Origin of the sequence: Pseudomonas helleri (assembly GCF_009600315.1) — a bacterium.
GTDB lineage: Bacteria > Pseudomonadota > Gammaproteobacteria > Pseudomonadales > Pseudomonadaceae > Aquipseudomonas > Aquipseudomonas helleri_A.
Window position 1 is genome coordinate 78,630 of record NZ_WIWC01000014.1, and the last position, 22,862, is coordinate 101,491.

At 55.7% G+C, this 22,862-nt stretch carries 20 protein-coding genes and 1 pseudogene; 8 read left to right on the top strand and 13 right to left on the bottom strand.

Features of this window, described 5'->3' with window-relative positions; translation table 11 throughout:
- Positions 1-237 precede the first annotated feature (237 nt).
- The 9 genes from panC to dksA all read right to left on the bottom strand — a co-directional run bounded on the left by panC (position 238) and on the right by dksA (position 10,890).
- On the bottom strand, positions 238-1,098 hold the full coding sequence (gene panC, locus GHN86_RS11145; RefSeq protein WP_153386580.1) for a pantoate--beta-alanine ligase: 861 nt from the start codon (positions 1,096-1,098) through the stop codon (positions 238-240).
- On the bottom strand, positions 1,095-1,895 hold the full coding sequence (panB, locus tag GHN86_RS11150) for a 3-methyl-2-oxobutanoate hydroxymethyltransferase (protein ID WP_153386583.1): 801 nt from the start codon (positions 1,893-1,895) through the stop codon (positions 1,095-1,097). The genes panC and panB overlap by 4 nt, the downstream gene beginning before the upstream one ends.
- Positions 1,896-2,119: 224 nt before the next feature.
- Positions 2,120-2,602 carry a 2-amino-4-hydroxy-6-hydroxymethyldihydropteridine diphosphokinase gene (folK, locus tag GHN86_RS11155; RefSeq protein ID WP_153379563.1) on the bottom strand — a complete coding sequence of 161 codons (483 nt, stop codon included), beginning with the start codon at positions 2,600-2,602 and terminating at the stop codon, positions 2,120-2,122.
- A 3-nt stretch (positions 2,603-2,605) separates the two neighbouring features.
- Entirely contained in the window at positions 2,606-4,000 is a 1,395-nt protein-coding gene (locus GHN86_RS11160; RefSeq protein WP_153386585.1) for a polynucleotide adenylyltransferase PcnB, read from the bottom strand.
- 743 nt (positions 4,001-4,743) lie between these two features.
- Positions 4,744-6,177: a sigma-54-dependent transcriptional regulator gene (locus GHN86_RS11165; protein WP_153379559.1), complete on the bottom strand. Its 1,434-nt coding sequence runs from the start codon at positions 6,175-6,177 to the stop codon at positions 4,744-4,746.
- Between the two features lie 22 nt (positions 6,178-6,199).
- Complete coding sequence (locus GHN86_RS11170) at positions 6,200-9,154, bottom strand: sensor histidine kinase (protein WP_194286233.1); 2,955 nt, start codon at positions 9,152-9,154, stop codon at positions 6,200-6,202.
- Entirely contained in the window at positions 9,138-9,314 is a 177-nt protein-coding gene (locus tag GHN86_RS11175) for a hypothetical protein (RefSeq protein WP_003176118.1), read from the bottom strand. The genes GHN86_RS11170 and GHN86_RS11175 overlap by 17 nt, the downstream gene beginning before the upstream one ends.
- Positions 9,315-9,390: 76 nt before the next feature.
- Positions 9,391-10,278: a tRNA glutamyl-Q(34) synthetase GluQRS gene (gene gluQRS, locus GHN86_RS11180; protein ID WP_153386587.1), complete on the bottom strand. Its 888-nt coding sequence runs from the start codon at positions 10,276-10,278 to the stop codon at positions 9,391-9,393.
- Positions 10,279-10,449: 171 nt separating this feature from the next.
- The gene (gene dksA, locus GHN86_RS11185; protein WP_153386589.1) at positions 10,450-10,890 is read right to left on the bottom strand and encodes an RNA polymerase-binding protein DksA; all 441 of its coding nucleotides are present in this window, start codon (positions 10,888-10,890) and stop codon (positions 10,450-10,452) included.
- A gap of 323 nt (positions 10,891-11,213) precedes the next feature.
- On the opposite strand from dksA, the gene GHN86_RS11190 reads away from it, so the two are divergent.
- Positions 11,214-12,386, top strand: coding sequence for a pyridoxal phosphate-dependent aminotransferase (locus tag GHN86_RS11190; protein WP_153386591.1), 1,173 nt, complete (start codon positions 11,214-11,216; stop codon positions 12,384-12,386).
- Positions 12,386-13,093 (top strand): DNA/RNA nuclease SfsA, encoded by a 708-nt coding sequence (sfsA, locus tag GHN86_RS11195; protein ID WP_153386593.1) that lies wholly within the window; start codon positions 12,386-12,388, stop codon positions 13,091-13,093. Before GHN86_RS11190 ends, sfsA begins: the two co-directional genes overlap by 1 nt.
- On the opposite strand, the gene GHN86_RS11200 is transcribed toward sfsA, so the two are convergent.
- Complete coding sequence (locus GHN86_RS11200) at positions 13,076-13,414, bottom strand: Rieske (2Fe-2S) protein (protein ID WP_153386595.1); 339 nt, start codon at positions 13,412-13,414, stop codon at positions 13,076-13,078. The genes sfsA and GHN86_RS11200 overlap by 18 nt on opposite strands.
- Positions 13,415-13,578: 164 nt before the next feature.
- On the opposite strand from GHN86_RS11200, the gene GHN86_RS11205 reads away from it, so the two are divergent.
- The 3 genes and pseudogenes from GHN86_RS11205 to GHN86_RS11215 form a co-directional block, all read left to right on the top strand.
- Entirely contained in the window at positions 13,579-14,454 is an 876-nt protein-coding gene (locus GHN86_RS11205) for a heme/hemin ABC transporter substrate-binding protein (protein WP_153386597.1), read from the top strand.
- 50 nt (positions 14,455-14,504) lie between these two features.
- On the top strand, positions 14,505-15,488 hold the full coding sequence (locus tag GHN86_RS11210; RefSeq protein WP_194286235.1) for a FecCD family ABC transporter permease: 984 nt from the start codon (positions 14,505-14,507) through the stop codon (positions 15,486-15,488).
- 47 nt (positions 15,489-15,535) lie between these two features.
- Positions 15,536-16,255 (top strand): annotated as a pseudogene (locus GHN86_RS11215) (heme ABC transporter ATP-binding protein); the annotation flags it as partial.
- Positions 16,256-16,486: 231 nt separating this feature from the next.
- Here the strand turns inward: GHN86_RS11215 and GHN86_RS11220 are convergent.
- The 3 genes from GHN86_RS11220 to GHN86_RS11230 all read right to left on the bottom strand — a co-directional run bounded on the left by GHN86_RS11220 (position 16,487) and on the right by GHN86_RS11230 (position 18,998).
- The gene (locus GHN86_RS11220; RefSeq protein ID WP_153379538.1) at positions 16,487-16,759 is read right to left on the bottom strand and encodes a TfoX/Sxy family protein; all 273 of its coding nucleotides are present in this window, start codon (positions 16,757-16,759) and stop codon (positions 16,487-16,489) included.
- Positions 16,760-17,009: 250 nt separating this feature from the next.
- Entirely contained in the window at positions 17,010-17,351 is a 342-nt protein-coding gene (locus GHN86_RS11225; protein ID WP_153379536.1) for a pentapeptide repeat-containing protein, read from the bottom strand.
- Between the two features lie 90 nt (positions 17,352-17,441).
- The gene (locus GHN86_RS11230) at positions 17,442-18,998 is read right to left on the bottom strand and encodes an AAA family ATPase (protein WP_323369967.1); all 1,557 of its coding nucleotides are present in this window, start codon (positions 18,996-18,998) and stop codon (positions 17,442-17,444) included.
- A 117-nt stretch (positions 18,999-19,115) separates the two neighbouring features.
- On the opposite strand from GHN86_RS11230, the gene mrcB reads away from it, so the two are divergent.
- From mrcB to GHN86_RS11245, 3 genes are read left to right on the top strand one after another with little or no spacing between them, the layout of a single operon-like run.
- Positions 19,116-21,440 (top strand): penicillin-binding protein 1B, encoded by a 2,325-nt coding sequence (gene mrcB / locus GHN86_RS11235; protein WP_153386603.1) that lies wholly within the window; start codon positions 19,116-19,118, stop codon positions 21,438-21,440.
- A 16-nt stretch (positions 21,441-21,456) separates the two neighbouring features.
- On the top strand, positions 21,457-22,194 hold the full coding sequence (locus tag GHN86_RS11240; RefSeq protein WP_323369374.1) for a tetratricopeptide repeat protein: 738 nt from the start codon (positions 21,457-21,459) through the stop codon (positions 22,192-22,194).
- The gene (locus GHN86_RS11245) at positions 22,194-22,523 is read left to right on the top strand and encodes a YqcC family protein (RefSeq protein WP_153379529.1); all 330 of its coding nucleotides are present in this window, start codon (positions 22,194-22,196) and stop codon (positions 22,521-22,523) included. The genes GHN86_RS11240 and GHN86_RS11245 overlap by 1 nt, the downstream gene beginning before the upstream one ends.
- The last annotated feature ends 339 nt before the right edge of the window (positions 22,524-22,862 follow it).

The window sequence follows — 22,862 nt, forward strand, 5'->3', positions numbered from 1 at the left end:
TTGCTTGAACTGCCTTTTGGACACTGAAAACGCCGAAACCTTCACGTAGGGGTGAGGTGTTCGGTGAGTCTGTTTCTACGCTTGATTACAAGCCGGGCGACAACAGTAAACCTAGTACCTACTTCTGTCTCGGTTTTGTCTGACACTTCGCGGTAACTTTTGTCACCGCGGTGTCACGCAAGGTGAAACGTTTCAGTGTGAGTGCCGGTTAGTCGGCCTCTGTTTTCAGTCGCGGTGTTAAAGCCCGCTGTCGAGATTGAGATGAACGTTATCGATCAAGCGGGTGTTGCCTAGAAACGCAGCAATCAGAATCACCACGTCACGATCTGATGGCTGTGCAGGAAGAAGAGTCAGCGCGTGACGGACTTCGAGGTAGTCCGGGCGAAAGCCGAGCGCTTGAAGGTGTTCCAAGTGCTGGCTGACCAATTTTGGGTAGTCTCGCTCGCCGGCACGAATGGCTTCGCTCATTGCTTTCAAGTGTTGATACAACGCAGGTGCAATAGCCCGTTGCTCTTCGCTTAAATAGCCATTGCGAGACGACAGGGCCAAACCGTCTTCGGCCCGTACCGTGGGTTCGCTGATGATCTGCACGGGCATGTTCAGTTCTTGAACCATGGCGCGAATAACTGCCAGTTGCTGGTAGTCCTTTTGCCCGAAGATCGCCAGATCGGGCTGAACCATATTGAACAACTTGCTGACGACCGTAGTCACTCCGTCGAAATGCCCAGGGCGACGGCTACCGCATAGCTCATTACTGAGTTGTGCCGCAGTCACACGGGTCAGCCCGTTCATGCCATTGGGGTACATTTCTTCAACGGTGGGTGCAAACAGCAAATGGCAACCCGCTTGCAGGAGTTTTTCCTGATCGGCGGCCAGGGTGCGCGGATAGGTGTCGAGGTCTTCGTTGGCGCCAAACTGCAGCGGGTTAACAAAGATGCTCGCCACCACGAAGTCAGCCTGTTGCGCGGCTGTTGTGACTAAGGCCGCGTGGCCGCTGTGCAGGTTGCCCATTGTTGGAACAAGGCCAATTTGCTTGCCTTCGTTGCGTGCGCGAGCGACAGCCGCGCGCAATTCGCGAACGGTTTTAACAGTGTTCATGCAGAGAATCCGTGTTCAGTGCCAGGAAAGGTGACAGCTTTGACTTCAGTCACATAAGCGCTGAGTGCTGATTGAATATCGGGTTGACCTGCCATGAAGTTTTTCACGAACTTGGGAGCGCGCCCGGTCAGGGACAAGCCGAGCATGTCGTGCAGCACCAGAACCTGACCGTCGGTGTCGCTGCCGGCGCCAATGCCGATCACCGGTATGTTGACCGCGTGTGTAATTTCCTTGGCCAGTTCGCTCGGCACGCACTCAAGCAGCAGCATGGCCGCGCCCGCTTGCTCCAGTGCAATGGCATCGGCCCGCATCTGGCGGGCTTGTGCTTCGTTGCGGCCTTGCACTTTATAACCGCCCAGGACATTGACGGTTTGCGGGGTCAGGCCCATGTGCGCGCAGACAGGGATGCCGCGTTCGGTCAGTAAGCGAATGGACTCTGAAAGCCAGACCGCACCCTCGACCTTGACCATGTGCGCCCCGGCTTGCATCAGCTTGGCGCTGTTGTTCAGGGTTTGCTCAAGGGTGGCATTGGCCATGAAGGGCAGGTCGGCAAGAATCATCGCGTCTTCATTGCCGCGTTTGACGCACGCGACGTGGTACGCCATATCGGCGGTGGTAACTGGCAGTGTGCTGTCATGCCCTTGCAGAACCATGCCCAAGGAGTCGCCGACCAGTAGCACTTCCACACCTGCTTGATTACAAGCGTGCGAAAAGGTGGCGTCATAGCACGTCAGCATGGTGATTTTTTCACCTTTTTGCTTAAGGCTTTGCAGGGTGGTGAGGGTGATAGCCGGCATGAAAAAGGATCCTCGTCAGGCAGTGTGACAATCACTGCGAGTAACGCGTGTGATTCATCGTATAAGCAGGAGCACCGCTTCTAAGGGGTACTTGTGATGCCTGCTTTTCACATTGCGCCGTCCATTGGACGGCAGCGGGATGCCTATAGTCGTGACGAGCACACTGGAAGTCAATTACAGGTGTTACCGGGTCAGTGTTACCGGCGTTATTGATTCGATTCAGCTTAAGAGCACAGACGTTCCAGCCCGACAAATGGGCAGTCGCTCAAGAGCTGAGCAAGGGTGCGACCATCGGCCAGCGTCAGTGACGCGGGTGCCACTTCTGCCAGTGGATAGAGCACGAAAGGCCGGGCCTGCATATGGTAGTGCGGAACCTTGAGGCGGGGTTCGTCGATCAGTCGATCACCGAACAGCAGGATATCGAGATCCAGTGTGCGAGGTCCCCAGCGTTCATGCCGTTCCCGTCCCTGGCCCAACTCTATGGCTTGCAGCGCATCGAGCAGTTGTAAAGGAGGCATTGCCGTATCAAGGGCCGCTACGGCATTGGTATAGCGGGGCTGGCCCGCCAGCAGCGAATCACTCTGATAGAACGCAGATACACCCACCAGGCGGGAGTCAGGCAACTGTGCCAGCGCTTCGACAGCACTGCGTAGTTGCTCAGCGGGGTCAGCCAGATTACTGCCCATTCCAATGTAGGTGCGTTCCATCATTTACTCGTCTGCGGCTGCGCTGCGTTTACGCTTGTTTGCCCCGGTACGGCGGCGTTTGCGGGGGGCTGGGCCAACACCTTCGTCTTTGGCATTGCTCAGGTCGCGAATCATTTCGCGGCGTCCGCTTTCGTTCGCATCCTGGTAGTCAGTCCACCATTCGCCAAGGCCGTTAGTCTGCTCTCCCGCGCTCTCGCGCAGCAGCAGGAAATCATAACCGGCGCGGAAGCGCGGGTTGTCGAGAAGCATATCGGCACGTTTGCCACTGCGCCGTGGCAACCGTTCCTGCATGTCCCAGATTTCGCGAATGGGCATCGTGAAGCGTTTGGGAATAGCGATGCGCTGGCATTGTTCGCTGATCAGCTCGTGCGCGGCTTCTTGCATGGCCGGAATAGGCGGCATGCCCTGGTCTTGCAAGCGTAGAACGCGAGCCGGCAAGGCAGGCCACAACAGTGCGGCAAACAGGAATGCCGGGGTAACAGGTTTGCCCTGTTTGATCCGCAGGTCGGTGTTACGCAAGGCTTCGCTGATCAAGGTGTGGGTGTACGTCGGGTTGTTCTCCAAGGCTTCGGCGCTTGCCGGGAACAAAGGATCGAACAACTCAAGGTCGACCAGCATTTCAAAGGTGTCAGAAGCGTTACCTGAGAGGAACAGCTTGAGGACTTCTTCGAACAAACGTGCGGAAGGGATCTCGCGCAGCATAGGTGCCAGTTCACGGATCGGCGCAGCCGTGTGCTTTTCGATGCCGAAGTTGAGCTTGGCGGCAAAGCGCACGGCTCGCAGCATGCGAACCGGATCTTCCTGGTAACGCTGTTGCGGATCGCCAATCAGCCGTAGCAAGTGATTGCGAATGTCGTGTACGCCGTTGGCGTAATCGAGGATGCGCTCACTGACCGGGTCGTAGTACAGGGCATTGATCGTGAAGTCACGGCGCTGGGCGTCTTCTTCCAGGGTGCCGTACACGTTGTCGCGCAAAATGCGCCCGCTTTCGTTACGCGAGGATTGATTGCTGTCTTCCTCTTCGTCGTTTTGCGGATGATTGGCGCGGAATGTCGCGACTTCAATGATTTCGCGACCAAAGTGGATATGGACCAGTTTGAAACGGCGGCCGATGATTCGCGCGTTGCGAAACTCGGCACGCACTTGCTCAGGCGTTGCACTGGTGGCGACGTCGAAGTCTTTAGGCGTGATATTGAGCAGCATGTCGCGTACGCAGCCGCCGACCAAATAGGCCTGATAACCGGCGTTTTGCAGGCGTTCAACAATATTGACCGCGTACCGGCTGAACTGGGCGCGTTGCAGCGAATGCTGGCTGCTATTGAGCACTTCAGGGGTGCTGCGCAGTTGTTGCGTGCGACGCTTGGGAGTACGGAGTGACTGGAACAGCTTCTTCAGCATGGGATGCACTGTTTGAAGGAATGTTCGGCCAAAACGAAGAATGACCGCATGATGGGCGGGGATTCTAGCATTTAGTCAGGGGATGGTGTAGGAAGCTGAGCTGTTCTTGCGGATGAAGCGGTCACCGGCAAACAGAAAAAGCTGCAAGAAGCGCGAGGTAGAAGGGCAGGGGGAATTTATTAAATGTCAGAAACTACAAGAGGAGCCGAAGCTCCCCCAGAAGTAGTTGCATGCTCTATTTTTATTATTGGTTGCGGGCTTTTTGTTTTTGTTAAGTGCCCTGGTTACAAAGGTTTTGCCTGTGTAACCCTCCCAATCGGGAGATAAGAGCAAACGGATTGCTTTGGTCGCTGTGTTGCTGTGATCAATGATCCAACCAGTTCAGGTTCTGCTTTAAGTGCAGTTTTTGTTCTTCTCTGTCTGGCTGCGGGGCAAGCCCCAATAACAACGCCTCTCCAAAACAATCAGTTAGCTGCGCCTCCGCCGTGTTGTTCTTGTTATGCGTGAGCCGATACGTCTTATTTTTATTGTGTGCTGCTGTGATTCTTATTGTTCTTGTACGAATACATATAGCAGGGTGCGTGCCAACTTTTGCACGGACCAGCAAAATAAGGGGTTTTCCGGGGTTTGGTCTTTTCTTGGGCCAAAAAAAGCCGGAGCTTCGTTACCGTAAGCCCCGGCTTTTGTTACGTCTTTAAGGTGCGGTAACAGTTTTTTCACACATCTGTGTGTTACCTGGAGCGTTACCCTTCGCTGGTAACCCCGGTTTTTCTACGCGGAATGCCCAGCCGCTGACGGCGCTCCCACAGGCATTTACGGCTCACACCCAGTTTGCGTGCCAGTTCGGTCTCAGTCATGTGGTCTTGATGTTCAAGCACAAAGTGCTGGAAGTAGTCTTCAAGAGAGAGGTCTTCGGCGGGGTCGTGGCTGGTGTTACCGCTGCTGATGCTGTGCTGCGGGCCCAAACCGATGAAGTCATCGTCTTGCAGGTCGCCCAGCTCAATGTCGATCCCCAGCAAGTCGGCCGAGATTTCCGGGTTTTCGCACAAAATAACCGCGCGCTCAATGGCGTTCTCCAGCTCTCGAACGTTACCGGGCCACGAATAATGGCTAATGGCGCGTTCTGCATCCGGGGCGAACTTAAGGTCGGTACGGCCTACTCGCGCGCTTTGGCGTGCGAGGAAGGCGTGGGCAATTTCAATGACGTCTGAACCGCGTTCGCGCAAGGGGGGGAGTTTCAGAGCGATGACGTGCAATCGGTAGAAAAGGTCTTCGCGGAACTGACCCACCTTGGCCAGGCTCTTGAGATCGCGGTGAGTTGCCGCGATCAGGCGCACATCCACTTTTTGTGATTGCACCGAACCTACGCGACGAATTTCACCTTCTTGCAGCACCCGCAACAAACGCGCCTGGGCCTCAAGCGGCAATTCGCCAATTTCGTCGAGGAACAATGTGCCGCCATCGGCCGCTTCAACGAGGCCGGCACGACCTGCGCTGGCGCCGGTAAATGCGCCTTTCTCATGGCCGAACAGTTCTGATTCAATCAGGGACTCGGGGATTGCCGCGCAGTTGACCGAAATCATCGGCGCTTTGGCGCGCCGCGACAGGTTGTGCAACGCACGGGCTACCAACTCTTTACCCGTTCCCGACTCGCCTTGAATCAGCACATTGGAGTCGGTAGGCGCTACTTTGCGTATCTTGTTGTACATGTCCAGCATTGGCGGGCAGGAGCCGATGATGCCGATTTCACCGTTGCTGTTATCCACCGTATTTTTGTCTGTGCTACCGGCTTTGGCAGGGCGCTCGACGGGCGTGCTTTGAGCGCTTTGGCGATCTCGAAGGATGCGTGCCACGGCTTGCAGCATTTCGTCGTGGTCAAACGGCTTGGCGATGTAATCCACCGCGCCCATTTTCATGGAGTCCACGGCAGAACGCAGGCTGGCATAGCTGGTCATGATCAACACGGGCTTGCCTTGGCCAAGTTTGATCAGTTCTGTACCGGGCGCACCGGGTAATCGCAGATCGCTGACAATCAAGTCGAACGAGGGAATACTGAAACGCTCTTGCGCTTCCTGTACCGAGCCCGCTTCGCTGACCTGGTACTGGTTGCGCTCCAGCAAGCGGCGCAGTGCGGAGCGGATGATGGTTTCATCTTCGACGATCAAAATATGCGGCATTGATTCAGTTCTCTCGACGGTCTCAGTTCACAGCGGACGTCGCTTCGACATGACGCGGCAGTGTGACCCGAATACGGGTTCCGCGTTGGCTTTGAATGTCAGCCGGGCTGTCGATGGTGATTTGTCCATAATGCTCTTCAACGATGGAATAGACCAGTGCAAGGCCCAGACCGGTGCCTTCGCCGGGGTCCTTGGTGGTGAAAAACGGCTCGAATAATCGGTCCATGATGTTCTTCGGGATACCAGTGCCTTCGTCTTCAACGATCAGATCAATGGTGTGTTCGCCGGCTTCACTCTTAACCCGGACGGCACTGCCAGCGGGCGAGGCATCCCGGGCGTTCGACAGCAGGTTGATCAACACTTGCGCTAATCGCTGAGGGTCGCCCTCGACCCAGTGGTCGGGATCGCACAGGTTATAAAACTGCACTTCAAAATTGCGCCGGTTCAACGCCAGCAAGCCAATCGCGTCCTGCGCCACTTCAGCCAGACAGACGGGTTCGTCATTGTGTTGGTGGCTACCGGCGTGGGCGAAGCTCATCAAGGACTGCACAATGCGCGAAATGCGCTTGGTCTGTTCAAGAATCTGGCTGCTGATTTCGGTCAGCTCTTCATCGTCTTCGCGCTCTTCGCGCAGGTTTTGCGCCAGGCAGGCAATGCCCGTGACCGGGTTGCCGATTTCATGCGCAACCCCCGCCGCCAGTCGGCCGATACTGGCCAAGCGCTCGGAGTGCACCAGTTTGTCTTCGAGCATTTGAGTCTCGGTCAAGTCTTCAACCAGTAACACCAAACCGCTATTACCCGGTGCCAACGGCTCGTCGATGGCGGCCTTGTGCAAGTTCAGCCAGCGGGTTTGACCGTCGAGCGCCAAGTGTTGCTTGTGCAAGTGCTCGTCGGGCAAGTCGATAAACCCTTGCAGCAGTTCTCGCCACGGGTTGCCCAGAGTGCTCATGCGCGAACCCACCACTCGCTGTGCAGGAATGCCGGTCAATTCCTCCATGGCTTTGTTCCACATCAGGATTTCCTGGTCTTTGGCCAGCGAACACACCCCCATCGGCAACTCTTGCAGCGTTTGCCGGTGGTAACGGCGCAGGGCGTCCAGTTCAGCGGCCAGCCCGGTCAGGCGAGAGTGGTAGTCTTCGAGCCGACTTTCGATGAAGTGAATATCTTCAGTGACGTAGCTTTCGCCGCTCGATTTGTAAGGCAAGAAGGTTTCAACCATGTCCTGAGCAACGCTTGGCCCCATCAAGCCCGAAAGGTTGGCTTCGATACGGTCGCGCAGGCGACGCAATGCATAAGGGCGACGCTCGTCGAAGGGCAGAAACAAGTCTCGCAAGGCCTGTTCGACTTCTTTTTGCGCCGCTTTTGCCCCCAAAGGTTTGGCGAGTTGAGTGGCAAACTCTTGTGGCGATGCGGCGTGTAATTCGCGTCGTTGCGGGCGTCGAACGTTATCCACTGCACAGGCTTCGGCGGCGCTGGCCTCTTCGGGGCTGGCGTTGGTAAACAGAGATATCAGCGTAAACATCAATACGTTTGCGGCGAGTGAGGCGATGGCTGCCATGTGCCAACTGGTATCGTCCAGCACGTAGATCATGTTCAACCACGGGATGTAAAAGCCCTGAAAATTGCCGATCAGTGGGAACAGCATGCTGGCCATCCACACCAGAATCCCGGCCAGCAACCCGGCAATAAAGCCGCGTCGATTCGCCGTTGGCCAGTACAGCACCGACAGTACCCCCGGCAGGAATTGCAAGGTGGCGACAAACGCGACAATGCCGAGGTTGGCTAGATCCTGCTCAGCGCCCATCAGCAGGTAAAAGCCGTAGCCGGCCATGATGATGGCCACAATCAGCGCGCGGCGGGTCCATTTCAGCCAGCGGTAGATATTGCCTTCGGCAGGTGGCTGGTAGAGCGGCAAAACCAGATGGTTCAGTGCCATGCCTGACAGTGCCAGCGTGGTGACGATGATCAGCCCGCTTGAAGCTGACAGCCCGCCGACATAAGCCAGTAATGCCAGGGGCTTGCTGTTGGCGGCTATACCGACGCCCAGGGTGAAGTATTCGGGATTGGTGGTGGCGCCCAGCTTGAGCCCTGCCCATAGAATCAGCGGCACGGCCAGGCTCATCAGTAGCAGGAACAGCGGCAAGCCCCAACTGGCGCTGACCAGCCCGCGCGGATTGAGGTTTTCAGTGAACGTCATGTGATACATATGCGGCATCACGATGGCCGATGCAAAAAACACTAACAGCAAGGTGCGCCACGGCCCTTCTTGCAGCGGAGTGTGCAGGGCGGCGAGGGCTGTCTGGTTTTGCAGTAACCACACTTCGAGCTGTTGCGGGCCATCGAAGACGCCATACAGCGCATAGAGGCCCACGCCACCGATTGCGATAAGTTTGATCACGGACTCAAAGGCGATGGCAAACACCAGACCTTCATGCTTTTCCCGAGTGGCGATGTGCCTTGAACCGAAGAAAATCGTGAACAGTGTGATCAATGCGCAAAAGCTGAGTGCCACGCGGTGTTGCACAGGCTCACGGGTGAGGATGCTGATGGAGTCAGCGACGGCCTGAATTTGCAGGGCCAGTAGTGGAAGGACGCCAATCAACATGAATATCGTGGTCAGTGCCCCGGCCCAGGTGCTGCGAAAGCGGAAGGCAAAAAGGTCGGCCAGTGATGAAAGCTGATAGGTGCGGGTGATTTTGAGAATGGGGTACAAAAGCACGGGCGCCAGAAGAAATGCTCCGGAGACGCCGAGGTAGCTCGAGAGGAAGCCGTAGCCATATTCGTAAGCCAGCCCCACCGTGCCGTAAAAAGCCCATGCGCTGGCGTACACCCCCAGAGACAACGTGTAGGTCAGCGGGTGACGAATGATTGACCGCGGAATCATGCCGCGCTCACTGATCCAGGCCACGCCAAACAGAACCGCCAGGTAGGCGGCGCTGATGAGAATCATCTGGGTGAGGCTAAAGCTCATCGGCATCTTTTTGGCTCTGCAAAATAAAGGTCACAACGATCAGAATCAGCCAAAGCAGATAAGGCCTGTACCAAGCACCCGTCGCATCGATCCACCAATCCATGATGGCGGGGGAAAACAGGTAGATCCCCACAACCAGCAGCAGGACCAATCTATAGATATACATCCTCCCTCTCTTTTACTGGCCGCATGTTCGAAACGTGCGGCGATGGTAACGGATGGCTGACAACCTGCAACAGGTGTCAGCGTAATTGTGCTTCAGCCAATGTGAGCGTGCGCGGGATCAAGTCGGCATTCCAGTGCTTGATGCCCCAATCGAGGACTTCACGCGGGCTGGCGTGCTCAAGACTGTCCTCTGTGTTCTGACCGAGTGCGCGCAAGGCACGAAGCAGCAGCGGTGTGGCTTGATCGACCGTCAGAGGCGGCGAGCGGTACGATTTGCCGAGCTTGTGGCCATCGGGTTGCACGATCAGCGGCACATGCAAGTAGCGCGGCTGTGATAATCCCAGCAGTTCTTGCAGGTAAAGCTGGCGCGGGGTTGAGTCCAGTAAGTCGGCCCCGCGCACGATGTCAGTCACGCCCTGCCAGGCATCGTCAAGGACCACAGCCAACTGGTAGGCATAAAGCCCATCGCGGCGCCGAATCACAAAGTCACCCACTTCGCGGCCCAGGTGCTGGCGAAACTCGCCTTGAACCCTGTCTTTGAACCCGTATTCCAGTTCGGGCACGCGTAAGCGAATAGCGGCGTTCTCCATCGAGTGCCCGGCGTTGCGGCAAAAACCGGGATAGATGCCGTTATAGCCCTCAAGTTGTTTGCGCGAACAGGTGCAGGCATAGGCCAGCCCTTGGCTAAACAACCGATCAAGCACTTGGGCATACGCCTCGTGGCGTTCGCTTTGACGGATCAGTTCACCGTCCCACTCGAAGCCGTACCGCTCCAATGCATTGAGGATGGCGGCTTGAGCGCCGGGCATTTCCCGCGGGGGGTCCAGATCTTCCATTCGCAGCAACCAGCGGCCACCGACCGATCGGGCATCAAGGTAAGAGGCGAGGGCAGCAACCAATGAGCCAAAGTGCAAATGGCCACTGGGTGTTGGGGCAAAGCGCCCGGTGTAAGAGGGGGTGGTCATGACAAGAGTCCTGTAGCCGCTGCCGAAGGCTGCGATGGGGATGCTGTGCCCAGTTGTTTTGAAGGCTCTTCGGTCCTGATCGCAGCCTGCGGCAGCGGCTACGGAGTGCTGCAACCAAATTTCAGAAACAAAAATGGGGCGTTCGCACGCCCCATCTGGTCAAGCCGACGATTACTTGCCGACTTGTTTTTCCTTGATTTCAGCCAAGGTTTTGCAGTCTACGCACATGTCGGCAGTAGGGCGGGCCTCAAGTCGACGAATGCCGATTTCGACGCCGCAGGATTCACACCAGCCATATTCTTCGTCTTCGATCAATTGCAGCGTCTTGTCGATTTTCTTGATCAGCTTGCGCTCGCGATCGCGGGCACGCAGTTCCAGGCTGAATTCCTCTTCCTGGCTAGCGCGGTCGGCCGGGTCAGGAAAGTTCGCCGCTTCGTCTTTCATGTGATCAACGGTGCGGTCAACTTCCTGCATCAAGTCCTGTTTCCACTTTTGCAGAATCGTGGTGAAGTGCTTGCGCATGCGCTCGCTCATGTACTCTTCACCCTTGGTTTCAACGTACGGTTCGAAACCGCTGAGTTGACTATTCTGTTGCTTAGCTTGTGTGGACATGAAATGGACCGCCTCTCATTCTTCTAATCCATTGCGCAGGATTGCAACATCACCGACACCTGCCGGCCCTGCGGCTGCAAGCGGGCGAACTTACCAGATCAAATCGGGCCGCGCTACTCCCTGTTGTCTGGGCTATCGCCAGTGGTTGTGTCTGGAGCCTGTGATGCTTGAGATTAGTGGCTGAATAAATAATTTTAGTCGAGCTGTGACCAATGCTTGCGCCGTTTGGTTCTACTCATGTGCAGTGTAAGACTCTAATTCACTCTCTCTTGTGACAGTGCTTGGGTAGAATCCGGCTTTTGCTTACCCACAAAGGCAGGCTCATGGCTCAGTCTTACAGTGCGCGCAGTCGCGCAATCGAACCGTTCCATGTCATGGCATTATTGGCCCGCGCCAACGAGTTGCAAGCGGCGGGGCACGATGTGATTCACCTCGAAATAGGCGAGCCTGACTTCACCACCGCTGAGCCCATCATTGCTGCCGGGCAGGCCGCTTTGGCGGCAGGTAAAACCCGCTATACAGCAGCGCGTGGCCTGCCAGAGTTGCGTGAAGCCATTTCGGGGTTTTATCACCAGCGTTATGGTTTGAACATCGATGCGTCGCGAATTCTGATCACGCCGGGTGGTTCCGGGGCTCTACTTTTAGCCAGTAGTCTGCTGGTCGATCCGGGAAAGCACTGGCTTCTGGCGGATCCCGGCTACCCGTGTAACAGGCATTTTCTGAGGCTTGTTGAGGGTGCCGCACAGCTCGTTCCGGTAGGGCCTGATGTGCGCTATCAACTCACGGCTGATCTGGTCGAGCGTTATTGGGATCAAGACAGTGTAGGGGCATTGGTCGCATCACCGGCCAACCCGACCGGCACTGTTTTAAATCTTGAAGAGCTGTCTTCGTTATCGGCTGCTATCAAGGCTCGTAACGGGCATTTGGTGGTGGATGAGATCTATCACGGCTTGACGTACGGTTGTGACGCTACAAGCGTGCTTGAGGTGGATGACAGCGCGTTTGTACTCAACAGCTTCTCCAAGTATTTCGGCATGACTGGCTGGAGGCTGGGCTGGCTGGTCGCACCACCTGAGGCGGTAGCTGATCTGGAAAAGCTCGCACAAAACCTCTACATCAGTGCGCCAAGCATGGCGCAGTACGCGGCGCTGGCCTGCTTTGAACCGCAGACATTGACCATTCTTGAAGCGCGCAGGGCCGAGTTCGGTCGTCGGCGCGACTTTCTGTTACCCGCGTTGCGCGAGTTGGGTTTTGGCATTGCGGTAGAGCCTGAAGGGGCATTTTATCTCTATGCCGATATCAGCGCGTTTGGCGGAGATGCGTTTGCTTTTTGCCGGCATTTCCTTGAAACAGAGCATGTAGCCATTACGCCGGGGCTGGATTTTGGGCGCTATCAATCTGGGCATCACGTACGTTTTGCATATACGCAAAATCTGGACCGTCTTCAGGAAGCGGTTGAGCGGATCGCCCGTGGCTTGAAAAGCTGGAGGGGCTGATGCACTTTTCTCCCGGTTTGGAAGAGGGTCGCTTGCTTAAACGTTATAAACGATTTTTGGCGGATATCGAGACAGTTGAAGGCGAGTTGATGACCATTCATTGCCCTAATACGGGGTCGATGTTCAATTGCATGGTCGAAGGCGGGCAGGTCTGGTTCAGCCGCTCTAATGATCCTAAACGCAAGCTTCCAGGTACCTGGGAAATCAGCGAAACACCACAAGGAAGGCTTGCTTGCGTCAACACCGGGCGTGCCAATCGCTTGATTGAGGAGGCGTTACTGGCGGGTGTTATCACCGAACTTAAGGGGTTTACGGCACTTAAGCGCGAAGTTTCCTATGGGCAAGAAAATAGCCGGATTGATTTTCGCCTGGAGTATCCGCAAGGTTTTGCCTATGTCGAGGTAAAAAGCGTGACGCTAGGGTTCGATAACTCGCGCATAGCCGCATTCCCGGATGCCGTAACGCAGCGCGGCGCCAAGCACTTGCGGGAACTGGCCAGTTTGGCCCGGCAAGGTGTGCGAGCGGTGCAATTGTACTGCGTCAATCTTACCGGTATCGACGCAGTACGCCCGGCCGAAGAAATAGACCCTGGCTATGCAGCCGCACTGCGAGAGGCTATTGCCTCTGGAGTAGAGGTGTTGGCGTATGGGGTCAGCTTGACGCCGGAAGCAATTGTGGTTGATCGCCGCTTAGACGTTCTCCTCTGAAACTGGGTCTATAACCCATATGCCTTGTGTATCCTCGCGGCATTCAAGGGCAGTTAGAGACTGCCCGGCGCAAGGGCCGGCAACGCACTCGCCGGTCTCAATCAAAAATAAAGCGGCATGAGTCGCGCACTGGATCAAGCTGGCGCTGGGATCGAGAAACTGATCCGGTTGCCACTCCAGTGGAACACCACGATGCGGGCAGCGATTTTTGTAAACATACACCTGCCCCTCGCGCCGCACTGCCAGCACGCGCACGCCATTGTGTTCAAAACCTCGGGCAGTGCCTTCACGCAGTGCTTCTGAAAGGCATAAAAAAATCATTGCAGTCCCCTATGAATTTACCCGTGGCTAACATTGGGGCGGGTTAATAGGTTGACGTGCAAATGCAAACAATTATCAAATAGCGCTTCGCTCTGCGAGGTTCTGTTTGGTTGCCTGACACGCCCCTTGCCCGTTGTGCCCTCTTTATCAAGGATCATCTCTGTATGCGCTTGAGTACCCACCTGATTGCCCTTTGTACTGGCCTTGTGATCAGTCATGCGAGTTTGGCTAACGATTTACCGCAACGCTGGGTCAGTGTAGGAGGTGCACTATCGGAGTGGGTCAGTGCGTTGGGTGCGGAGTCTAAATTGGTTGGCGTCGATACTACCAGCCAACATCCTGAATCACTGAAGTCTCTACCCAGTGTGGGTTACCAGCGCCAGCTTTCGGCAGAGGGCATCTTGAGCTTGAGACCCGATGTCTTGATAGGCACGGATGAAATGGGGCCGCCGCCGGTGTTGGAGCAGATTCGTGGAGCTGGGGTTCCCGTTGAGATGTTCTCGGCTCAGCCTGATCTGGCAAGCCTTGAGGCGACACTCACCCATTTAGGGCGTCTGCTGGGTGATGAGGCGCACGCCGCACAACTGTTTACGGATTACCAACAGCAACTGCAATTGCATCAGCAGCAGGTCAAGTTAGCTCAGGCCGATCAGGACGCGCCCGGGGTGCTGTTGCTGTTGGGCCATGCGGGCGGTAAACCGATGATCGCGGGCAAGGACACTGCAGCGGACTGGTTGTTGACCCAAGCCGGTGGGCACAACTTGGCGACGCATTCGGGCTATAAGCCGTTTTCTGTTGAGGCGCTGGTAGGGCTGAACCCTGAGGTGCTGGTGTTTGCTGATCGCGCACTCACAGGCGAACCCGCGAGAAAGGCATTGATGAAAGAAAACCCGATTCTGGCGTCGCTTAAGGCCGCCAAGGAAGGGCGTATTTATGAGCTTGATCCCACGTTGCTGGTCGGGGGGTTAGGTCCGCGCCTTCCGGGCAGTTTGAAGCAGTTGACTGGTGAGTTTTATCCCAAGGCGCCGGCAAGCCCATGAGAACATTGGTTAAGCCTCGCTCGCTATTTATTGGGTTGGGTGCTCTGTGTTTGCTGACCATTTGGTTGTCACTGGCATTAGGGCCGGTGAGTTTGCCTTTATTTGATACGTTGCGTGCGGCACTGCGTTTGATGGGAGTGCCCATTCATGGCCAAGGGTTGGAACAGGCCGAGTTGATACTGGGGCAAATCCGTTTGCCGCGGACATTGCTGGGACTGGCGGTTGGCGGCGTGCTGGCGCTGTCAGGGGTGGCCATGCAGGGACTGTTTCGCAACCCATTGGCAGATCCGGCCTTGGTAGGCGTGTCCAGCGGTGCCTCTTTAGGTGCGGCCATAGCGATTGTAGGAGGCGTCGCTCTGGGCGGTCTGCCTGAATTTTTAGGCCCTTACTTACTGTCGTTTTGTGCGTTTGTCGGGGGGCTGGCGGTCACCGCACTGGTGTATCGCGTCGGTCGTCGTAATGGTCAGACCCATGTAGGCGTGATGTTGCTGGCGGGGATCGCACTAACCGCGCTTGCGGGCTCTATTGTAGGGTTTTTCACCTATCTGGCTGATGATGCGACACTGCGCACGCTGACATTTTGGAACCTGGGAAGCCTTAATGGCGCCAGCTATGCGCGGTTATGGCCATTGCTGGTTGTCACTGCGGGTGTTGCCTTGTGGTTGCCGCGCCGCGCCAAGGCGCTGAATGCGTTGTTGTTGGGTGAGTCCGAAGCTGGTCATCTGGGGATCAATGTGGAAGGGCTAAAGCGCGAACTGGTGTTGTGTACGGCACTTGGGGTCGGCGCAGCAGTGGCTGCGGCCGGGATGATTAGCTTTATCGGGTTGGTAGTGCCCCATCTGGTACGACTGCTGGCAGGACCTGACCATCGAGTGCTGCTGCCTGCTTCTGTATTGGCGGGCGCAACCCTGTTGCTGTGTGCCGACCTGATTGCACGACTGGCTTTAGCGCCGGCGGAATTGCCGATTGGTATCGTTACTGCATTCCTGGGCGCGCCCTTTTTTCTCTATTTACTGCTGCGAGGCCGTCACTGATGCTGCGCACAGACAAATTGCAAATCCGACGCGGTGAAAAAATTGTGTTGGCAGATGTCTGCCTTGAGGTGCGGGCGGGCGAGGTCCTCGGGGTGCTGGGACCCAACGGCGCGGGTAAAAGTACACTGTTGGCGGCCTTGTGCGGGGAGCTGGCTCCCACAGAGGGTCTGGTGTTGCTGGATGATCAACCTCTGAATCTGTGGAAAGGGCCTGAGCGTGCACAGCGATTGGCCGTTTTACCGCAAACGTCGACGCTGGATTTTGCGTTTCGAGTGGAGGAGGTGGTGGGTATGGGGCGCTTGCCTCATCAGACAGGACGGGTGCGCGATGCACAAATTATCCATGACGCACTGGAGACTGCGGATGTTGGGCATTTAGCGGGTCGCAGCTATTTGGCGTTATCAGGTGGCGAACGTCAGCGGGTTCACTTGGCGCGCGTGCTAGCGCAATTATGGCCCGGGCAGAGCGGTCAAACGTTGTTGCTGGATGAGCCAACCTCCATGCTGGACCCTTTGCATCAACATACGACGTTAAAAGCCATTCGAGCATTCGCTGATCGCGGTGCGGCCGTGCTGATCATTCTGCATGACTTGAATCTGGCGGCGCGTTACTGCGATCGCTTGTTACTGCTGGAAGCGGGGCGCCCCTGTGCACTGGGTAACCCACAGGCAGTGTTGCAACCCGACTTGCTCAAAGCCGTCTTCGGACTGGATGTACTGGTACAACCGCACCCTGAGTTGGGCCACCCGCTGATTATTGCGCGCTGAAGCAAAATCTTTAGTGATGAGCGGGCGCTCTTGTCACAGGCAAAAAAAGACCCGGCAAGAGCCGGGTCAAATAACCGTGATTAGCCTGATGAGGAGATTTTCTGAGAGTCCGAACCAAGGGCCTTTCAGAAGATCGGCTGGTCTCGCGACCAGATGGCGTAATCATAACAATTCTCATTTCCATGTCAACAACTGTTTTTAGCTTCTTCCACTAACTTGTAAACAGTTGGTTCAGCCTTTTCGCAATGTGGATAAATGATCGACTTGCCGATTGAGCGCTTCTTTGCGCTCGGCGGGGATGTCGTTCCAGTGCACATCCAGCAATGCGCCCTCAATGGCATACAGTAAAACCTTGGAGGCTCTGAAGCCTCGAGCCTTGACCGCCCGGTAAGCATCCACGGCACCCAGACGTTTCAAGTCCGATGCGCTGTGAATGCCTACAGCGTGAAGCCATTGCGCTGACGTTTTACCAAGATTCTTCAAATGCTGAAGTTCATCGTTCATCAGCTCTCCTTGCGACGGCGTGAGCTCAGCGTTTACGGGGCGAAACGATTTTTACTGAAGTGTAGCGGCAGGTAGGAATAACGCTTCTTATTAGTCGTTTTTGGAACAAGCGAGTGGGGTTATAAGATGAATTTTGACCTAAATAACAGGTCGCGCCCCGCTAAGGAAGTAGAAGGCAGAGGGCTTGCGTCGAACATGCTTACGCACTTCCATCCGGAATGTGCTTAAGCGGCGAAGTGTCGTATTTGTCTTACCGGGTGCGGTAGCGCAAACGTGTCCCGAAATTAACAGACATGAGGATTTCATCGGCTGTCAGTTCCACTGGAAAGTATGTGCCCGAGATTTGTGCATGCGCCAGGCTGGCGCCTTCGATGCAGGCAGAGCGTAAGTCCAGACCGCGCAGATCGGCTGAGCGGAAATAGCCATCAGTAAAATCGATGGCGTTCGCATTAAGCTCACGCAGATCCAGTCCTCGAAAATCTCCCCCGCGCATATCGACTGGCCCATCAGGGCGCTGTTGGTTAAACCCGCTGATGTTGTCTTCATGCAGCAGTGTGTAAAGCGCTGACGCCAGTAATGAGGGGTGACTCATGAGGGAGACTCCAACGTGGCCAATACTGGCATTATAGTATCGCTTTTAGAGCGCCGTTAAATCGCAGTGTTTAACGGCGCTCCCGCGCACTTACAGGCCTGGCAAGCGCTGACGGATGTCAGCAATCAGGTTGTCGAGGCTTTTACTGTTGTGGGTTTCAACACGTTTGCTGTGCAAGATTTCATCTGCCCCAAGCGGTTCCCGGCTAGCCTGCTGAGCCTTGACCACTTCCAGTGTTGCATCGGACGGATCATTGCCAATGGCTCTGCGATGGGCCAGCCAGCCTTCAATGACGGCATCGGGGGCGGTGCAGTCCAGTATCAGGCAAGGGACCCCCGTTGCTTCCGCTACTTTCGCAGCGGCATCACGTTGCGCACGTTTGAGATAGGTAGCATCGAGTACGACCGGGAAACCTGCACGGAGGACGATCCCAGCCAGTTCGTGAAGTTTAGTGTAGGTAACAGCGCTAGCCTCAGCGTTATAAATACCTGCACCTACAGCATTTTCAGACTCTTGATTACCAAACAGCTTCTTGCGAACTACATCAGAACGTATACGGATCGCTCCCAACGACTCGACAAGACGCATGGATACGGAACTTTTGCCGACAGCAGACACCCCGTGGGTAATTGCAAGAAAGCGGGAAGGGATGGTGCTGTAACTCTCCGCCAAGTTGGCATAGTTGCGGTATTGGCGAAGAGTGGCGGCCCGTTGAACAGGGCTAGCTTCTGCAGGCATGCTGAACAGGCTGACTTTGGCGCGCACCAGCGCGCGGTAGGCTTTGTAGAAGTTCAGCAGCTCCAGTCCTTCATAATCTTCGGTCAGTTCCAGGTACTGGCTGACGAACCGACGGGCCAAGGATTTCAGACCACGATCCTCAAGGTCCATGGCCAGAAAAGCTGTGTCGGCATACACGTCGGTGAAGCGGAAGGGTTCATTGAATTCAATGCAGTCGAAAATAACCACCTTGCCATCAATCAGGGTGGCGTTGCCCAAGTGAATATCACCATGGCATTCGCGGATAAAACCTTCAGCCTTACGCTTCTTTAGCAGCGGCTTTAGACGTTCAAAGCTCGTTTGTGCCCAGGCCTGGAGTGCATCCAGTTGTTGCAGGTCAGCTTTGTCCGAAAGAAACGGGCGAATTTGCTCGAAATTCTGCAGCACAGGGTCCATTACAGCTTCAGGAGTGCCTTGATAATGTTCCAGAGGGACATGAGGCGCATGAGCGTGGAAGCGAGCAATCTGCTGGGCCATCTCATCAATATGAGCGGCATTTAGTTCGCCGTTGGCTTGCAGCGTACTCAGCAGTTGGCTTTGCGGGAATTGACGCATTTTCAACACGTATTCAATGGCGGCTCCTTCGCCGCCCAAAACAGGTGCCTCGGTTGTACCCGTAATTGGCAATACCTCAAGGTACAGGCCTTCGGTCAAGCGCTGGTTCAGGCGTAGCTCTTCTTTGCAGAAATGCTCGCGAGCAGTGAGATCGGTGAAGTCCAGAAACCCGAAGTTAACCGGTTTTTTCATCTTGTAGGCATAGGAGCCGGTGAGGATGACCCAGGAAATGTGCGTCTCGATTACCTGAAATCCATCGACTTCGTGTGGGTAGAGATCCGGGTTTTTCAGGGCGGTAATCAAGTTCTGGCTCACGGTTGATCCTTCAAGGTTTAGAAAAATAATGGTCGCCATTATGGCTGCTGATAGCGGTACTGCAAACCGCCGGGCTGCGCATGATGAACATGAACAAAGTGCGTATAATCTCGCGCCATGACTCGAACCCGATCTTCTCGCACCCGTTCCAAACGTCCTTCCGGTAGCCCTCGGCGCTGGCTGGGCTGGGCTCTTAAGCTCAGTCTGGTAGGCCTGGTTGTACTGGCAGGTTTTGCCATGTACCTCGATGCCATTGTTCAGGAAAAGTTCTCTGGCAAGCGCTGGACCATTCCTGCCAAGGTTTACGCGCGCCCGCTGGAGCTGTTCGTCGGCCAAAAACTGGCCAAAAATGACTTTCTGACTGAGCTTGATGCGCTTGGCTATCGCCGCGAAAGCGTAGTCAATGGCCCCGGGGTTGCAGCAGTTAATGGCAACACAGTTGATCTCAATACCCGTGGTTTTCAGTTTTATGAGGGGGCCGAAAAAGCACAGCCTGTACGGGTGCGATTCTCGGGTGATTATGTTGCAGAACTGTCGTCGACCAACGGGACAAAACTGCCCGTGGTCCGTCTTGAGCCTTTGCTGGTAGGCGGTCTTTACCCTAAAAACCTTGAAGACCGCATTTTGATCAATATTGATCAAGTGCCTCCATTCCTGCTTGAAACGCTGGTAACCGTTGAGGATCGTGATTTCTACCACCACTTTGGTGTGTCGCCGAAGTCGATCATCCGGGCCATGTGGGTCAATACGTCATCCGGGCAAATGCGCCAGGGCGGCAGTACCTTGACTCAGCAGTTGGTCAAAAACTTTTACCTGACAAATGAACGTAGCCTGAGTCGCAAGTTGACCGAGGCAATGATGGCGTTGTTGCTTGAGTTGCATTACGACAAGCGTGAGATTCTTGAGGCATATCTGAACGAAGTGTTCGTTGGTCAGGACGGTCAACGTGCAGTTCATGGTTTTGGTCTGGCCAGCCAGTTCTTCTTTAGCCAGCCACTCGCTGAGCTCAAGTTGCATCAAGTGGCTTTATTGGTAGGGATGGTAAAAGGTCCCTCGGCCTACAACCCTCGTCGCTATCCGGAGCGTGCTCTGGAACGTCGTAACCTGGTGCTCGACTTGCTGGAGCAGCAGGGTGTTGCTACGGCGGAGCAAGTCGCTGCCGCCAAGAAAATGCCTTTGGGCGTGACCAAGCGGGGCAGCTTGGCTGACAGCTCATTCCCGGGTTTCCTCGATTTGGTCAAGCGCCAGTTACGTGAGGATTATCGCGACGAAGACTTGACTGAAGAAGGGTTGCGAATCTTCACCAGTTTCGACCCGATCCTGCAAATGAAGGCAGAAGCGGCCGTAGGGGAAACCTTTAAGCGTTTGTCCGGGCGCAAAGGTTCGGACGAAGTTGAAGCTGCAATGGTGGTGACCAATCCTGAAACAGGTGAGGTTCAAGCACTGATAGGAAGCCGCATGCAAGGCTATGCGGGCTTCAACCGCGCGCTGGATGCCGTGCGTCCAATTGGTTCGTTGATCAAACCGGCTGTTTATTTGACCGCTCTAGAGCGTCCAAGTCAGTACACATTGACCAGTTGGCTGTCAGATGAGCCCCTGTCGGTTAAAGGTGCTGATGGTCAAATCTGGAAACCTCAGAATTATGACCGCCGCTCGCACGGTACAGTTTTCCTGTACCAGTCGATGATGAACTCCTACAACTTGGGCACCGTTCGATTGGGGCAGGAAGTCGGCGTTCCCAATGTGCTTAAAACGCTGGCGCGGCTGGGCGTTGAACGTGAGTTTCCTGCGTTTCCTTCCATGTTGCTGGGTGCTGGTGCATTGAGTCCTATTGAAGTGGCGACTATGTATCAGACGCTGGCCAACGGTGGTTTCAACACACCAATGCGCGGTATTCGCAGTGTGTTGACGGCAGAAGGCGAGCCGCTCAAGCGCTATCCATTCCAGATCCAACAGCGTTTTGACCCGGCTTCAATCTTTCTGATTCAGAATGCCATGCAGCATGTGATGCGAGAGGGTACTGGGCGCTCGGTCTATAACGTCCTGCCAAGAAGCCTCACGGTGGCAGGTAAGACAGGTACCAGTAATGACTCACGGGACAGCTGGTTCGCCGGGTTTAGTCAGGATGTGCTGGCCGTTGTCTGGCTGGGCCGCGACGATAACGGCAAAACGCCGTTTACCGGGGCAACCGGTGCTTTGCAGGTATGGACCAGCTTTATGAAAAAAGCGGACCCATTACCTCTGGATATGCCGCAGCCGGATAACATTGTGCAAGCCTGGATTGATCCGCATACAGGTCAAGGTTCTGATGCCAACTGCCCGGGTGCGGTGCAGATGCCGTATATTCGCGGCAGTGAGCCGCCAGCTGGTGCCAGTTGTGGCGCGCAGGAACCTGCGCCGGGTGAAGCTGTGATGGATTGGGTCAAGGGCTGGTTGAATTAAGCAAAGAGGATTAGACGTGAACAAGTGGTGGATTCCGGCTGTTTCAGCCTTTGCTTTGCTTAATGGCTGTGCGAGTGTGCCGCAGGGTTCAATCCCTGTGGTCGACTCGGGTGTGCCGGTGTCAAACAATGAGCGTGTATCGGCTCAGCGCACAGCCAGTAATTATCCGCAGGCGACGGCTACTCGCGCCGCCCAGGCTCAAGCGATTCCTCAGGACTCAGGAGTCGTTGTGATGATCCCAGGGGGCGGGGCGGCTGTTTCGACTCCCATAAGCAGCGCACCTTTTACGCCGGGGCCGATTACCCCTGGGCCGGCCTCCGCGCCGATCAGCACGGGGAGTTACACACCGAGCACGACCTATACGGCCCCGGCGCCTGTAAGCCCCAGCGGAATCCCATCCAGCAGTGGTGCTCTGGCAGCCGATGAGCAATTGGACGGGCCGGTGCTGGCGCTGCTGACAACTGCGCAACAACAGCAATCCAGTGGCGATTTGAACGGCGCTTCTTCGAGCCTTGAGCGGGCTCAGCGAGTAGCGCCTCGTGAGCCGCAGGTGCTTTATCGTTTGGCTCAGGTGCGCATGGCTCAAGGGGATGCTGCACAGGCGGAGCAATTTGCCCGCCGCGGTCTGACCTTCGCCAGTGGCCGTCCCGACCTGCAGGCGAGTCTATGGGGTTTGATTGCCCAGGCCCGTGAAAAGCAAGGTGATGCAGCCGGCGCTGCATCTGCGCGTCAAAAAGCCAAGGTAAGCCTCTGATGGACGATCGTATAGCGGCCCTTGCCGACCAGTTATTGTTGATTGAGCGCGAATTGCGCGTGCAGGGCTGGTGGGATGATGTTGCCCCCAGTGCCGAAGCTTTGAGCAGTGTTGAGCCTTTTTCAGTGGACACGCTGGATTTCCACCAATGGCTGCAGTGGATTTTTCTAACCAGAATGAAGCAAATTCTTGAGCACAATCTCCCTTTGCCCAATGCATCCGGGATCCTCGAAATGGCCGAAATGGTGTATGCCGAACGCCCGCTCGAGAGCCTTGGGTTGCGCACTGCGCTGAAAAAGTTCGACCAACTGATCGTCGACGCTCGTTAATTGCCTGGCTGCCGGTTTTTCCGGCAGTCGAGCGCATATTTCTACCGCTTTGCGCCATTCGCGCGCGTTTTATCCCTCATCAAGCCCGCTTCTTATGAGTTCTCATGCGCTTTGTTGGAAAAAAGCGCAATTATTGCTTGACTTGCAGAGGCTGAAACACAAGAATCCAACGACCGCTGTACAGGGACTGCCAGAAGCAGACCCTCTCAGCAGACCATGAGGCGCACACCCGCGCCGACTTGTTACACCCGCAACGCGTTACCTCGCGCTGGGTGGGAAAACCCCGCAACACTTGGGGAGTTCCCAATACTTGCTCAGTCAGTGCTGACGTAGTCGGCG